The sequence below is a fragment of the Flavobacterium araucananum genome, assembly GCF_002222055.1.
Classification (GTDB): Bacteria; Bacteroidota; Bacteroidia; order Flavobacteriales; family Flavobacteriaceae; genus Flavobacterium; species Flavobacterium araucananum.
Map to the genome: position 1 here is coordinate 60,939 of NZ_MUGS01000029.1, position 16,378 is coordinate 77,316.

At 37.3% G+C, this 16,378-nt stretch carries 7 protein-coding genes; 1 reads left to right on the forward strand and 6 read right to left on the reverse strand.

From position 1 onward, the window contains the following. Positions 1–15 precede the first annotated feature (15 nt). From B0A64_RS14460 to B0A64_RS14490, 6 genes are all read right to left on the reverse strand, one after another. Positions 16–9,399, reverse strand: a complete 9,384-nt coding sequence (locus B0A64_RS14460) for an Ig-like domain-containing protein (RefSeq protein WP_089480231.1) — start codon at positions 9,397–9,399, stop codon at positions 16–18. Positions 9,400–9,410: 11 nt separating this feature from the next. After that, a complete protein-coding gene (locus B0A64_RS14465) occupies positions 9,411–10,124 on the reverse strand; it encodes a hypothetical protein (protein WP_146198403.1) in 714 nt (237 codons plus the stop codon). Between the two features lie 136 nt (positions 10,125–10,260). Further along, positions 10,261–10,881 carry a response regulator gene (locus B0A64_RS14470; RefSeq protein WP_165769817.1) on the reverse strand — a complete coding sequence of 207 codons (621 nt, stop codon included), beginning with the start codon at positions 10,879–10,881 and terminating at the stop codon, positions 10,261–10,263. Positions 10,882–10,928: 47 nt separating this feature from the next. Then, entirely contained in the window at positions 10,929–12,638 is a 1,710-nt protein-coding gene (locus B0A64_RS14475; RefSeq protein WP_165769818.1) for an ATP-binding protein, read from the reverse strand. Between the two features lie 402 nt (positions 12,639–13,040). Continuing rightward, positions 13,041–13,970 carry a helix-turn-helix domain-containing protein gene (locus B0A64_RS14485; RefSeq protein ID WP_165769819.1) on the reverse strand — a complete coding sequence of 310 codons (930 nt, stop codon included), beginning with the start codon at positions 13,968–13,970 and terminating at the stop codon, positions 13,041–13,043. A 294-nt stretch (positions 13,971–14,264) separates the two neighbouring features. After that, the gene (locus B0A64_RS14490; protein ID WP_089480237.1) at positions 14,265–15,191 is read right to left on the reverse strand and encodes a Dyp-type peroxidase; all 927 of its coding nucleotides are present in this window, start codon (positions 15,189–15,191) and stop codon (positions 14,265–14,267) included. Between the two features lie 229 nt (positions 15,192–15,420). On the opposite strand from B0A64_RS14490, the gene B0A64_RS14495 reads away from it, so the two are divergent. Continuing rightward, complete coding sequence (locus tag B0A64_RS14495) at positions 15,421–16,344, forward strand: hypothetical protein (RefSeq protein WP_089480238.1); 924 nt, start codon at positions 15,421–15,423, stop codon at positions 16,342–16,344. Positions 16,345–16,378 lie beyond the last annotated feature (34 nt).

Here is a 16,378-nt window from a genome sequence, read left to right on the forward strand (position 1 = left end):
AAATTGTACAGAATGTTACTTGGTTAGGTATAAGTACCCGGCTTCCTGATGCGGATTAGATTGTTTGTCTTTGTACCTGATGATATAATAATATGTTCCTTCAGGTAATCCGTTGGAGTCTTTGATGGTAACACGTCCTTCTGAGATACCCCTAAAAGCAATGTCGGTATTGTTATAATGATCTCTGTCAAAAACTAAAACTCCCCAACGGTTATAAATCTGTACCGTATTGTCCGGATAACATTCTAAACCTTGTACATAAAATCTTTCGTTTTTACCGTCTCCATTAGAAGAAACTGCATTAAAGATTTTGATCACACAACCGCTTAAGGTTAAAATAGTTGGTTTTTCTCCGTTAAGATCACCAGAATCTGACTTGTCTGAAACAGCAATTCCGCTTTTTGTAACTCCTGAAACGATAGCCTGATTACTAATAGTACCGGCATTTATATCGTTCTGGGTTAAAGTATAGGTTCCTGTAATCGAAGAGGTATCACTTTGACCAGCTGCCAAACTAATTGGACCTCCGTTCATAACGATTCCCGGCAAAGGATCTGCAACTACTATATTTTCCAGCGCTGTATTTCCTGTATTTGTTATGGCAAAACTGTATGTCAGGGTTTCTCCTGCCTCAGCATATTCGTTTCCGTTATTGTCATTTAATACCACTGTTTTTACAATTGCAATTGCAGGAACTTCAACAAAAATTTTCACGGTTGCAGTAGTACAATTAGATGCATTTGCTACTTCGCATATTTGATACGTTAAAGTATAATTTCCTCCTTTTGTCCCTGGTGCTACATCTATTGTACCATCAGCATTAATTGTAATTCCTTTTGGCAGATCTAAACCTTTTAAAATAACATCCGATGCTTTAACCGGAACTCCGTTAAGTTTATCATTGTCCAGAACATTGATTACTTCGGGTGAACCATTAAGTCCGTCTGCAAGGGTAACATCATCTTCGTTTCCTGCCTGAATACCAAACGTAGGCATCGCATTACAACCAGACGCTGCTCCCGGATAATTGACTACAACAGATTTCGTTGGATTCAATGTAAACTGCATTGTTACAGCTGGTCTTGTCAATTCGAATCCGTCATTTCCTTGTAGCCATTGTCCGCCTGTCAAAATCCATCCTGGCCAGTCTGTTGGGTTATTACTACCATCTACTACGGCACCCGGCCATAAAACAGTACCACTTAATGGCATATTGTTTTGAGTCGCTACAATATTATTAGCACTATCTATCCAGTTGATTGTTAATAATCCTGTTGGAGTAAAATTATCTGCTACTACATTATAAGATACATACGGTGTATTGTTAGAACAATAACTGCTTGCACTTACTGTCATTGTTGGCGCTACTACGGTAACGGTAACTACAGCAGAACTACAGTTGAAAATATTTGCAGCTTCGCAAATTTCGTATGTTAGCGAATAGGTACCTGCCGGTGCATTTGGTATTAATTCTATTGTTCCGTCAGGTTTTAAGGTTAAAGTTCCTGTTGGATCTGGAACACGTACTCCTAGATTAACATCTGAAGGCACTAACGGATCATTGTTTAAAGTATCATTATTAAATACGTTCAGTACTGTTACCGGTTTATTGATTCCAACTACTGCATTTATTGGATCCGAAACTGCATTTAGAACAGTTTTTTCGATTACAATTGTTATTACTGCCGGTGTAGCATCAATAGCTCCATTATTATCTGTCGCTGTAAAAGTAAATGTATCGTTGCCCGTAAATGCTCCGTTAGGATCATAAGTTAGCATTGCAGCCTGAGCCGGTGTCAATACTTGATTTATAGTTACCGGAACTCCCGCCAAAGCTAAAATTCCGTTAGCCGGTAAACTTAACACCGTATAACTAGCAATTGTTCCATCTGTATCTGTAGCTGTCAAAGCATTAATTGCCGTTGCTCCTGCTCTCGATGGAATAGCAGCATTGGTATCATCATGAGCATCAGGTGCATTATTAGCAACCGGGATTGTGATAGTTGCAGCTGTTGCTACAGCACCACTATTATCCGTTGCTGTAAAAGTAAAGGTATCATCTCCTGTAAATGTACCAATTGGGTCATAAGTAAGAAGTGAAACCTGAACTGGCGTCAATATCTGGTTTGCAGTTACTGCAACTCCTGATAAAGCTAAAGTTCCATGAGCCGGTAAACTCAACACCGTATAACTAGCGATTGTTCCGTCTGTATCTGTAGCTGTTAAGGCATTGATAGCCGTTGCACCCGCTGTCGATGGAATACTTGAATTTGTATCTGCGTTAGCAACCGGAGGATTATTCCCAACCGGGATTGTAATGGTTGCAGCTGTTGCTACAGCACCACTATTATCCGTTGCTGTAAAACTAAAAGTATCGTCTCCTGTAAATGTACCAATAGGGTCATAAGTCAACATTGCAGCCTGAGCTGGTGTCAATACCTGGTTTAAGGTAACTGGCGTTCCCGCTAAAGCTAAAGTTCCATGAGTTGGTAAACTCAACACCGTATAGTTTGCAATAGTTCCGTCTGTATCTGTAGCATTTAAGGCATTGATAGCCGTTGCTCCCGCTGTAGATGGAATGCTATTGTTAGTATCTGCATTTGCAACCGGAGGATTATTCCCAACCGGAATCGTGATCGTTGCAGCTGTTGCTACAGCGCCAAGATTATCCGTTGCTGTAAAAGTAAAGGTATCATCTCCTGTAAATGTCCCGGCAGGATCATAAGTAAGAAGTGAAACCTGAGCTGGTGTCAATATCTGGTTTGCAGTTACTGCAACTCCTGATAAAGCTAAAGTTCCATGAGTTGGTAAACTCAACACCGTATAGTTTGCAATAGTTCCATCTGTATCTGTAGCTGTTAGAGCATTGATAGCCGTTGCACCCGCTGTAGATGGAATACTTGTATTTGTATCGGCATTTGCAACCGGAGGATTATTACCAACAGGGATTGTAATGGTTGCAGCTGTTGCTACAGCGCCACTATTATCCGTTGCTGTAAAGGTAAAAGTATCATCTCCTGTAAATGTACCAATCGGGTCATAAGTCAACATTGCAGCCTGAGCTGGTGTCAATACCTGGTTTAAGGTAACTGGCGTTCCCGCTAAAGCTAAAGTTCCATGAGTTGGTAAACTCAACAACGTATAACTAGCAATTGTTCCGTCAGTATCTGTAGCTGTTAGAGCGCTGATCGCTGTAGCCGAAGCAGATGAAGGAATGCTTGCATTTGTGTTGGCATTTGCAACCGGAGCATTATTACCAACCGGAATCGTGATCGTTGCAGCTGTTGCTACAGCACCATTATTATCCGTAGCTGTAAAAGTAAACGTATCGTCTCCTGTAAATGTTCCAATTGGATCATAAGTAAGAAGTGAAACCTGAGCTGGTGTTAATACCTGGTTTGCAATTACTGCAACTCCTGATAAAGCTAAAGTTCCATGAGTTGGTAAACTCAACACCGTATAGTTTGCAATAGTTCCGTCTGTATCTGTAGCTGTTAAGGCATTGATAGCTGTTGCTCCTGCTGTCGATGGAATACTTGTATTTGTATCTGCATTTGCAACCGGAGGATTATTACCAACCGGAATCGTGATCGTTGCAGCTGTTGCTACAGCACCGCTATTATCCGTTGCTGTAAAAGTAAAAGTATCGTCTCCTGTAAATGTCCCAATAGGATCATAAGTCAACATTGCAGCCTGAGCTGGTGTCAAGACTTGATTTAATGTTACAGGTGTTCCCGCTAAAGCTAAAGTTCCATGAGTTGGTAAACTTAACACCGTATAACTAGCAATTGTTCCGTCAGTGTCTGTAGCTGTTAGAGCGCTGATCGCTGTAGCCGAAGCAGATGAAGGAATGCTTGCATTTGTGTTGGCATTTGCAACCGGAGCATTATTACCAACCGGAATCGTGATCGTTGCAGCTGTTGCTACAGCACCATTATTATCCGTTGCTGTAAAAGTAAACGTATCGTCTCCTGTAAATGTTCCAATTGGATCATAAGTAAGAAGAGAAACCTGAGCTGGTGTCAATACCTGGTTTGCAGTTACTGCAACTCCTGATAAAGCTAAAGTTCCATGAGTTGGTAAACTTAAAACCGTATAGTTTGCAATAGTTCCGTCTGTATCTGTAGCTGTCAAAGCATTGATAGCAGTTGCTCCTGCTGTAGATGGAATACTTGTATTTGTATCTGCATTGGCAACCGGAGGATTATTCCCAACTGGGATTGTAATGGTTGCAGCTGTTGCTACAGCACCACTATTATCCGTTGCTGTAAAGGTAAACGTATCATTTCCTGTAAATGTCCCAGCAGGATCATAAGTAAGGAGTGAAACCTGAGCTGGTGTCAATACTTGATTTGCAGTTACTGCAACTCCTGATAAAGCTAAAGTTCCATGAGTTGGTAAACTCAACACCGTATAACTAGCGATTGTTCCGTCTGTATCTGTAGCTGTTAAGGCATTAATTGCCGTTGCACCTGCTGTAGATGGAATAGCTGTATTCGTATCTGCATTTGCAACCGGAGGATTATTCCCAACTGGGATTGTAATGGTTGCAGCTGTTGCTACAGCACCGCTATTATCTGTCGCTGTAAAACTAAAAGTATCATCTCCTGTATATGTACCAATTGGGTCATAAGTCAACATTGCAGCCTGAGCTGGTGTCAAGACTTGATTTAATGTTACAGGTGTTCCCGCTAAAGCTAAAGTTCCATGAGTTGGTAAACTTAACACCGTATAGTTTGCAATAGTTCCGTCTGTATCTGTAGCTGTTAGAGCGCTGATCGCTGTAGCCGAAGCAGATGAAGGAATGCTTGCATTTGTGTTGGCATTTGCAACCGGAGCATTATTCCCAACCGGGATTGTGATGGTTGCAGCTGTTGCTACAGCACCATTATTATCCGTAGCTGTAAAAGTAAAGGTATCATCTCCTGTAAATGTCCCGATTGGGTCATAAGTTAACATTGCAGCCTGAGCTTGTGTCAATACCTGGTTTAAGGTAACAGGTGTTCCTGCCAACGCTAAAGTTCCATGAGTTGGTAAACTCAACACCGTATAGTTTGCAATAGTTCCGTCAGTATCTGTAGCTGTTAAGGCATTAATTGCCGTTGCACCCGCTGTCGATGGAATACTATTGTTTGTATCTGCATTAGCAACCGGAGGATTATTTCCAACGGGGATTGTAATGGTTGCAGCTGTTGCTACAGCACCACTATTATCCGTAGCTGTAAAACTAAAAGTATCGTCTCCTGTAAATGTACCAATCGGGTCATAAGTCAACATTGCAGCCTGAGCTGGTGTCAATACCTGGTTTAAGGTAACTGGCGTTCCCGCTAAAGCTAAAGTTCCATGAGTTGGTAAACTCAACACCGTATAGCTTGCAATAGTTCCATCAGTATCTGTCGCTGTTAAGGCATTGATAGCAGTTGCTCCTGCTGTCGATGGAATACTTGTATTCGTATCGGCATTGGCAACCGGAGGATTATTCCCAACCGGGATTGTGATGGTTGCAGCTGTTGCTACAGCACCATTATTATCTGTTGCTGTAAAAGTAAACGTATCGTCTCCTGTAAATGTTCCGGCAGGATCATAAGTAAGGAGTGAAACCTGAGCTGGTGTTAATATCTGGTTTGCAGTTACTGCAACTCCTGATAAAGCTAAAGTTCCATGAGTTGGTAAACTTAAAACCGTATAGTTTGCAATAGTTCCGTCTGTATCTGTAGCTGTTAAGGCATTGATAGCAGTTGCTCCTGCTGTAGATGGAATACCTGTATTCGTATCTGCATTTGCAACCGGAGGATTATTCCCAACCGGGATTGTAATGGTTGCAGCTGTTGCTACAGCACCACTATTATCCGTTGCTGTAAAGGTAAACGTATCGTCTCCTGTAAATGTTCCAATTGGATCATAAGTAAGGAGTGAAACCTGAGCTGGTGTTAACACTTGGTTTAATGTTACAGGTGTACCTGCTAAAGCTAAAGTTCCATGAGTTGGTAAACTTAAAACCGTATAGCTTGCAATTGTTCCGTCTGTATCTGTAGCAGTTAAGGCATTGATAGCCGTTGCACCCGCTGTCGATAGAATACTTGTATTTGTATCTGCATTAGCAACCGGAGGATTATTCCCAACCGGAATCGTGATCGTTGCAGTTGTTGCTACAGCGCCACTATTATCCGTAGCTGTAAAAGTAAAAGTATCATCTCCTGTATATGTCCCAATTGGGTCATAAGTCAACATTGCAGCCTGAGCTGGTGTTAATACCTGGTTTAAGGTAACTGCAACTCCTGATAAAGCTAAAGTTCCATGAGCCGGTAAGCTTAAAACCGTATAGTTTGCAATAGTTCCGTCTGTATCTGTCGCTGTTAAGGCATTGATAGCCGTTGCTCCCGCTGTCGATAGAATACTTGTATTTGTATCGGCATTTGCAACCGGAGGATTATTCCCAACTGGGATTGTAATGGTTGCAGCTGTTGCTACAGCACCTAAATTATCCGTCGCTGTAAAAGTAAACGTATCGTCTCCTGTAAATGTTCCAATTGGGTCATAAGTAAGAAGAGAAACCTGAGCTGGTGTCAATACCTGGTTTGCAGTTACTGCAACTCCTGATAAAGCCAAAGTTCCATGAGCCGGTAAACTCAACACCGTATAGTTTGCAATAGTTCCGTCTGTATCTGTAGCTGTTAAGGCATTGATTGCCGTTGCTCCTGCTGTCGATGGAATACTATTGTTTGTATCTGCGTTAGCAACCGGAGGATTATTACCAACTGGAATCGTGATCGTTGCAGCTGTTGCTACAGCACCCTGATTATCCGTAGCTGTAAAAGTAAAGGTATCATCTCCTGTAAATGTCCCAATTGGGTCATAAGTAAGAAGAGAAACCTGAGCTGGTGTCAATACCTGGTTTAAGGTAACCGGCGTTCCTGACAAAGCCAAAACTCCATGAGTTGGTAAACTCAACACCGTATAGTTAGCAATTGTTCCATCAGTATCTGTAGCTGTTAGAGCGCTTATAGCCGTTGCTCCCGCTGTAGATGGAATACTTGCATTTGTGTTGGCATTTGCAACCGGTGTTTTATTTACAACAGGTGTTACTGATTCAGAATTATTCCCGGGAGTCGGATCATTCTGACCTCCTGTAATTGTTGCCGTATTCGTATAAGAACCTGAAGCGTTTACTGTCGCTACAATAGCGATCGTTGCAGTTGCTCCGTTGGCAAGACCTCCAATCGTCCAATCTGGTGCTGACCAGGTTCCGGTAGATGGTGTTGCGCTTACAAATGTATATCCCGCAGGAAGTACATCGTTTACTATAACTCCTGTAGCATTACTAGGTCCCGCATTAGAGGCTGTAATTGTAAAGGTTACATTACTGCCTATATTAGGAGTAGTATTATTTATTGTTTTAGTTACCGTAAGATTTGTTTGAACTACCGGTGTTGCTGTCGCAGTATTATTGGTAAGGTCTGTATCAGGATCATTTCCGGTAACGGTAGCTGTATTAGCGTATGGTCCTGATGCATTTACTGTTGCTACAATAGACAACGTTGCACTTGTTCCGCTCGCAAGATTTCCAACAGTCCAGTTTGGCGATAACCATGTTCCTGTCGATGGTGTTGCGCTTACAAAAGTGTATCCCGCAGGAAGTGCGTCATTTACTGTAATTCCTGTACCCTTATAAGTTCCGTTATTTTTTGTTGTAATCGTAAAAACGCTGTTACTGCCAACACTTGGAGTAAGATTATCAACTGTTTTTGTAATCTGCAGATCGATAGGACAAAGTGCTGCATCAAAACTTTTAGATGTTACTGATGTTCCCCCGCACGCAGTGGTTACAGAATATTGAACCACAACTGTACCTGCTGCCGTAAAATTTACTGTATTTCCGGTCAGGGTACCCGGACCGCTTAATACGCTTAATGTACCTCCGGCCGGAGTTGGACTTAATAAAACAGGATCACCTACACAATATTTTGAATCAGGTCCGCCTCCTGTTGAAATTGGCTGAATAGCAGGATTTGATTCCGCACCACAAATTTGCACATTTGCTGTAGCAAAAGTATAGTTGGCTTCATTTGTAGAAGCATTTGTACCATCACCCATACTACCACTAATTCTATGGCCTACATAACCAAACTTAGCCTCACAACTTTTTACAATCATAGAGGTATGACCTCCTGTTTCTACAGCCAGAATACTATTTCCGGCAACTAAGCCGTTAGGAATACTAGGGTCACTACTAGCTCCTGTAGTTCCAATTAAAAAACCACTATTGTTTCCAAATGCGTAAATGTTTTTACTATTGTTAAGCACATTAACAGCACCATAGTTAAAATCATGTTCCTGCGGACTGAACCATTTTATATCGTTCATCACGGGACCGGTTGCAGAGGTATATCGAGGCTGAACCCATGCAAATCTGTCAGTGGTTGTCCAATCACCCAGTTGTTTTGTATTATTTTTACCTAATGCATATAAATTTCCATCTGTTGCTAAAACATAATAAGATCTTGCCGTATTAGGGCCCGTAGAACCAATCATTTTTGGGGTAATACCACTTGGCAATGTCATTTTTATAGCTCTGGTCTGAGTCAAATAACCTGTGGTATCTCCTAGTAAGGCATTAGTTCCCCAAACATAAACAGATCCATCTGATTTTAATGCCATAAAACCGTCAGCGCTTCCTCTACAGGCAACAACATCAGTCAGGAATGGATTTCCGGTAGCCGAAGTGGTAACTTTGTACCAAGTTGTATTGTTTCCGGTTGCTCCATTTCCTCTCGCATTTGGGATTTGTGAAATTACCCAAACATCTCCACTACAAGTTGTAATCACTAATGTCTTGAAGGTTGCAAACATCATTTTTACATCTCCGGGAACTACACCTGTTGGTAAACCATTGGCATTTCCGCCAATCGTAACTTTTTGAAAAGCTGCACTCGTGGTAAGTGTAGCATCAATAACCGCACCTCTTAAAGACCAGGCATACAGACCATCTGTAGCCAGAAGAATACCCTGTACGTTATTAGATGAATTACTTCCAAGCGCTACTTTCAAAGGAGTAGCACCAGTAGTTAAACCTGAAAAGTTTGTTTTATTTATTGTTAATGGTGCTAATACATTTGTAGTCCCATTATTTCCTATTGTTTCTCCCCATGTCTGAAAAGAGCCGTCTGAAGTCCTTACAACTGTAGTGTGCCAACTCGAAACAAAATTATCATATTCTATAGTTGCGGCATCATTATTTGAAGCAAATCCAAAATTACTTAAATCAGTAGTAGAACATCCTACAGCTGGTTTAGCACATTGAGCACTTGATATTTGACTGAACATGAAAAATACAAAAAACAAAAAAATTGCTTTTTTAAAATTCAATATTAGATTTACGGTAGCGTAATTTTTTATCATATTTAATACAATTATTTTATTATCTGAGGAAGATTATACGTCTGTACCTGATTATTAAAATCATAAAAATCAAACATCAGATAAGTTTCCCTATTGACTGTTCCTGATACCTTATATTTTAACAATTGAGTTTTATTATTTAAGATAATCTCCTTTTCTACTGGTTCTGCTTTTAATGAAACTCCAAGTCCGGTAACCGATAAACCGGGTGCCGATAATTTTGTAACCAAATTATCTTTTGTAGCGATTTTTACAGGAACAGTAATTATTAGATCTGAGTATGATCTTCCTTTTTGTATGTTCTGAGAAAACTGAATTTTAGAAAAATCAAAGGATAATTTAACCGTTTCTACTTTTACACGAAAACGGTCTGCAAATATTGGGTGACTGCATTCTTCGTCGTGTTTTTTATTTTCCTGAAAATTAATCTCATATTCTCCAGGCTCCTGAAAGAGATAATCGTTAATTTCATTACCACGCAAAGAAGTATTGATCTCTTTTTCTAAATTTGTAATGGTCCACATCACTGAATTATCCATATTTCCAAAATCAATTTTTTCGCCATACGAAATCACTTTATAAAATTGCTGATTTTCAATGCTGATTTTGTTTTGAGCAGTAGTTTTAACACCTGTTAATAAGATGATAAGTAAAAAGTAAGCAACCTGTTTATTACTGTGCAGGCAGACCAGAAGTCTATGCAAACCTCTTATTTTATTAGTCATTAAAATTTTCAAAAAAGTAAAGTTCCCCATATAATAAATAATTAAAATTCTGTAAAAAGTTATTGGAGTTGTTCGTTCATCTCCAAATATTGTAATAGCCAAAATCAGTTTAATCTAACCTCAGCCCTATTCTTTGTTAGCTAACATGACCCAGTTTTGATGCCTCACGTACCATACCCGCGACATTACTTACATCGAGTTTGTTAAAAATATTTTTTCTGTGATTTTCTACTGTATTAACCGAAAGTTGTAATTCTTTGGCAATATCTGCTGTAGTAAATTCTTTGATAATAAATTGCATAATTGTAAGCTCTTTGGCTGTTAGGGTTATTGCATTCCCAATTCTGTTTTGCTTTGCCAAAAACGAATAATCATCCGGCAAATAAATTTCGCCATCCCAAACTAATTCTATTGCTTCGAGCAAATCTTCGATATCCTGATTTTTATTTACATACCCTTTTACGCCCATAGCCAGCAGGTTCTCGACCAAAATTGGACTGGAAAGTGAGGTAAAAGCGATAACTCGTAAATCCGGGTGATTTTTATGGAGATATCTATACACTTCTAAGCCTTCTACATCATTTGCAATTAGATCGACTATGATTAAATCTAACCCTGAATGATTCTGAACTTTAGCATACAGATCTAACTTGTTTGTGGCATAAAAAAGAACTTCTAAATCTTTTTGATTCGAAAAAAAACTATTAAGACCCTTACATACAATAGGCTGGTCTTCAAAAAAGGCAATATGTATCATGGTACAAATAAGCGACAAAAAAATTGTTAAATAAATAGCGGTTTTCCCTATTTTGGCAAGATAATTTTGAAGGTACATCCTTCAGATTCATTATTAAAAACGTCTAGAGTTCCTTTGTTTTTCAGCATTAATTCCTGACATAAATACAACCCGATTCCAAACCCCGATTCCATATTTGTTCCTACTCCCGGATTTATATTTTTCTTGAATAATTTGTCCCTCTTTTTTTGCTCGATTCCTTTACCAAAATCTGTTACCCAGATTTCATTCTCTTCATATTCAATAATAATCAGACTATTTTCATAACTAAATTTAATAGCGTTACTAATTATATTTCGAAGTACTATACTTAAAACCGTTGGGTTAAAAACTATAATAATTTCTTTTGAAACCCTGTTCTCGATGGTAATATTTTTTGCCTTTAACTGGTGTAATAATTCCCTGCGTGCTGCCGTAATAACATCAAACAATTTAATTTTGCTGGGATTCGAAATCTTCGTTATCAATTCTGTTTTTGCCCAATCGAGCAAACTGGTCAGCATTGCATCAGATTGTTCTAATTGTTGACTGATTGCCTTAATATAAGTAGACACCACTTTGTTTTCGTTTTTCAGTATATCCTCTTTATCCAATAATACTTTCAGGGTCGTAATTGGTTCTTTGAAGTCATGAGAAATAACACTAAAAATCTTTTGATGAAGTAAATTAAGACGCTTTAGTTCACTATTCTTATCTTCAATTTGCTCTTTTTGCAATTTAAGAGTTTCGTTTGTTAAACGCTGTTTTCTGGTTAAGACTACAATCGAATACAATAATATAACCAACAATGTTATCCCTATTAAGGATACAATAAGGGCGACCTTTTGTTGTTGTAACTTTACTTCCTTAGAATTATTTATTCGTTTTAGGCTGGTATTTTGCTGTTCTTTCAGTTTGATTTTATTTGCAATTTCAAACGAATCAATTCTAATATTTCTGTTTTTTATATCCTCAATTCCAACAAGGCGATCGAGCTTTTCAAATGTTTTATGAGCCGCTTCAAACTCACCATGTTCAACCAGCATTTCCCGCAGGGTTCGTATTGCATTAATCTTATTTTCTAAAGCATTGCAATTATCAGCAATCTCAATACTTTTCAGGATTGTTTCCTTTGCTTTATCGAGTCGGTTTTGTCTGCTGTAGATACGTGCCGTTTTTACATAAACTTCAGAAAGCTTGCAAGGATCATATTTTTTTGCAGCCTCTTCAGCCAGCAAAAATTCCTGCATACTTTTTTTATGATCATAATTGATATAATAGTAGTAACCAATAATCAAATGCAAACCAATATATTCATTTGCTTTATTATTCGCTGCCGGAATTTTATCTCTGCACAAACTGGCATAGTAAAATGCATCCTTATATTTTTTTTGAGTAAAATATAAATCTGATAAAATATACAAACTTTTATAGTAAATCTTATCTGCTTCTTTTCCTGCAACTTTTGATGCTATAGATTTTTTTAAAGCAATTATAGCATCCGGAGTTCTGGCTATTTGATTGTAATAATTTCCCTGAAAAAAAAGGACCAGTTGAAGTTCGAAACCACTTAAATTATTTTTTGCCAAATGATTCTCGATCAGATAACCAATACTATCTAGTTTAGTTTCGCCATTGTACCGATTCAAATTCTCACGCAAAAGCTGAATTGTAGGACTAATTTCCTGTGCACATAAACTCGATGAATATAGAAATAGTACCAGAACTATATATTTCATAAGAGTATTAAGTGTACAGGTTAAAAACATAAAAACGAGTTAGTCGGAATAGTTATTTTTAAGTTTAATGTCAAATTGATTATGGCGATTATTTTAAAAAAAAGATGCTCCTTAAAAAACCTAAAAAGTACCGCCGTTACAGCAATATTTTTACTCCTATATCACTTTATGATTTATTTCACCCGCAAATGTAGATCAAAAAAAAAGGTACGAATAGTCAATTCGGACATTTTTGGAAGCAATGTCAAAATCCCTTTTTTTGAAAGAAAAGAATTATTTTTAAGATTTTATCTGAATTTACAAAACATTAAAAATCAAGAAACTAGATAAAAAACGTAAAAAGTACACGATTCAATAATTAAGACAAAATGATACTTTTTTTGGAAAAAAAACTTTCCTAAACTAATCAAAACGCAGCTCAGAAGGTAATTTCCCAAATCGTTTTTTAAAACTTGCAGCAAATCTTCCCGCTGAATCATAGCCAGTTAAAAGAGCAATATTCTGAACATGGATATCTGAATTCTGAATTAACTGCATTGCCAATAGCATGTTTTTCTCTTTGTGATATTGCAACATCGAGAAACCAAAAACAGTTTTAAAATTTGATTTTAATTTTGTTGGAGATGTATTTACTTCCTTGGCTATTGTTTCTATACCAACAAACGGAAGATGTAAATTATGTAAGATAATTTTCTCTGCCTTGGCAACATTATGGTAGTCTAAATTGCTTAAGGAAACATTATCCAATATACGGCTATCATCAAACGAATTATTAAAAAACTCCACAAGGAGTTTCATCGATTTTTTCTTTAAACCAGGTTTGTCTGTTTCAGAAACATTTCCATTTTCTATAAGTTGAGATAATTCTGATCCCAGCTCATGAGCTTTTGGGGCAATATCTAACCATGTATAAGATCCCAGGTTACCATTTAAGAATTTTTTAATCGCTTTACTATCTTTAAATTTTTTAGACGTAAAATTTTTATTGGCCCACTCTTTTGTAATGGCAAAACTAAAAAACCTGCCCGTCGTTCCTTTATAAAAATAACTTGAGATCTCTGTATCTGGTTTACTAAAAGTCCAGCACGTACTTAAAAGTGTTATTTCCTGCTCCTCCTTCAGTTGAAACTTATATTCGAACACAGAAAAAGTAAGCAAATAATACTCGCTCAATTTATCCTTATCATAATAAGATCTTGTTACAATATTTTCTTTGACATTCATGTACATTGCCAGAATCCAAAAGCCTTCTTCAATTTCCCGATAATACATTTTTGCCTTACATAGTGCTGTACTTAAGGTTACGGCTTGTTTTAAAGGTAAATGATTCATGATAGATAGTTTTAATAAACTATCTATCATTATTTTGGGAGAATTAAATAAGTAGGGTAATTGAAAAAAATCATCTTTTAGAAGAAGAAGGTATTTTTGAATGTTTTTAGGCCAATTATCTAATGTCATAGAATTAAAGTCTCATTTTTAAGAATAAATTTATCCAAAGCTTAGTTCCAGTACATCCAAAATTTATGATTGCAAAATATTTATAAGCTTCTCTTGTTTTTATGCAAAACAAAAAAATATACGTGAAGATTCCTTTTTTGGTTTTAGCACCACCTTTAAATCTTCTTAGTCTGCAAATTCACTCAGCATATCAAATGTTGGAACAAAAAAGAGGCTTCCCGTTTTTGCTGTACTAAAATCTAAAATTCTATCATAATTGTCTTTTGGTGAACCAACAAACATATTGGTCAGCATTTTTTGTATCGTACTAAACAAACTTGCATACGCAATAAAATAAGTTCCCATTTCATTGGTAGACATCGTACCAAATGGCATATTGTCCCGTACAATTTTTAAATCATCACCAACATTGGCAAGTGCCGAATGCGAATTGGAAGGCTTTACCTCATCAGACATTTCGATATCATCAACTTTTGATCTCCCAATTATTTTTTCCTGCTCACTTACCGGCAGAGATTTCCAGGCTTTAAGATCGTGAAGGTATTTTTGAACAAAAAGATAGCTTCCTCCTTTGTAGAAAGGATCTTCATCTTCTGAAATGATCCCAAAATGTGCCCTGTCATCACCATGCGGATTTTCTGTACCATCTACAAAACCCAAAATACTGCGACTGTCCCAATATCTAAATCCATGAATTTCTTCGACACTATCGCCAATATCCGCCAAAAGAGCTGAAATAACAGCAGCAGCATCAATACAAAAACTATACTCCGTAGACCGTATATGAAAATGCAAATCTCCTCTGGTAGCAACTGCCGTATGTTTTGACCCAATAACAGGTTCAAAGGAAACCAACTCTTTTGGAACGGGCTGAGGCAAATTTAGTGATACCCACGCATCATAACCAATACCCATAATTATACTAGCCTTAGATTCTGGAAAACGAATGGTTGCAGAATTATTAAGATTAATTAATAAGGAACAAAGCTTTTTGAAAGTAGCTTCAAGAGTAACATTTTTTTTGAAATTCCAAACCATAAAAATGGTATTATTGTTTGGATAATCTAATACATTTTGTGAATCAACACTCATAAATAAAACATTCAGTTATTAGATGTAAAGATCATTTTTAATATCTTTCAATCCTTATAATTTGATTTAATTTTCAAAAAAATAATTCGTAAACTAAAGATACAAAAAAGGGCTTTTCAATTTTCAATAGAATTTTAATTTGTATTTTCGTTTCACCAAAAATACTTTGTTGTAAAGGAACCTGGCTTCTGCTATTACCAATAATTAGTAACGTCGAAACAAAATCAACATGAAACGACTGAAGATATTTACTGGATTACTCCTTGTATCAATTCTGGTTTCTTCCTGCTCAACTGTTCTTAAGGGGAGAAAAATCGACTATTTGACCAATAATTTTTGTCAGCCCACCATTCAATACGATTATTCTCAAATCGAAATTCCTAAAAATAGTGATCCAAAACAAGACAGTATTTTAAACGCTAATCTCTCCAGACATGATATCTTAATTTGTAAAGCAATTAGGATCGAAACCTATTTATCGGCATATCTTCAGACAAAAAATGATACTTTAAAAAAACTGGTTTTAAAACAAAAAATTACTGACCGTCTGATTCTTACAAGTATAGAAATAAATGCACTCGCCTCAGAATTGGATTGTAATGGAGAGCGTATCAATAAACTAGCCGATTTTGTGGATGACATTAATAATAAAAGAACCAGGAATATTACCGTAGCTTCTGTTACTCTGGGTGCACTGACTACTGTAGCTACTGTTCTAATAAAAAACAATAATGCAAGTAACATAGTTGGTGTGAGTGGCGGATTGTTAAGTGCCGGATTAGGAGCGTTGACTATTTCGCCAAAGGGTGATAAAATCAATTTAAAACTTCAAAGAAACTTGTTGGCAAATATTTGGTACAATGACAATCTCAATCAGGCATATCCCAACTCTATCTGGACGATTCTAAACGAAAAACAATTTAGCAATTCAGGAGAAAATGATTTGCAGGAAAGTATAAAAAACAGATGGTTACAATATAATTTTGATGGGAAAATAGATCCTGAAACCCAAAGACTTTTTTTTGATGAAGGCGGAATCTATACGGCAGACGATTTACATTCGAGAGCTAATATGCTCAATGAACTGCAATCAACCGTACGATCTCTGGACCAGGATTTAAAAAGTTTAGCCATAAGACTTAATGGATTTTAAGATCTAAAAATAACCACTACAAAAAATATGTTAC

Excerpts from the sequence above, each read along its gene's own strand:
- B0A64_RS14460 (WP_089480231.1), bottom strand. The coding sequence starts at position 9,399 with ATGATAAAAAATTACGCTACCGTAAATCTAATATTGAATTTTAAAAAA.
- B0A64_RS14465 (WP_146198403.1), bottom strand. The coding sequence starts at position 10,124 with ATGACTAATAAAATAAGAGGTTTGCATAGACTTCTGGTCTGCCTGCAC.
- B0A64_RS14470 (WP_165769817.1), bottom strand. The coding sequence starts at position 10,881 with ATGATACATATTGCCTTTTTTGAAGACCAGCCTATTGTATGTAAGGGT.
- B0A64_RS14475 (WP_165769818.1), bottom strand. The coding sequence starts at position 12,638 with ATGAAATATATAGTTCTGGTACTATTTCTATATTCATCGAGTTTATGT.
- B0A64_RS14485 (WP_165769819.1), bottom strand. The coding sequence starts at position 13,970 with ATGAATCATTTACCTTTAAAACAAGCCGTAACCTTAAGTACAGCACTA.
- B0A64_RS14490 (WP_089480237.1), bottom strand. The coding sequence starts at position 15,191 with ATGAGTGTTGATTCACAAAATGTATTAGATTATCCAAACAATAATACC.
- B0A64_RS14495 (WP_089480238.1), top strand. The coding sequence starts at position 15,421 with ATGAAACGACTGAAGATATTTACTGGATTACTCCTTGTATCAATTCTG.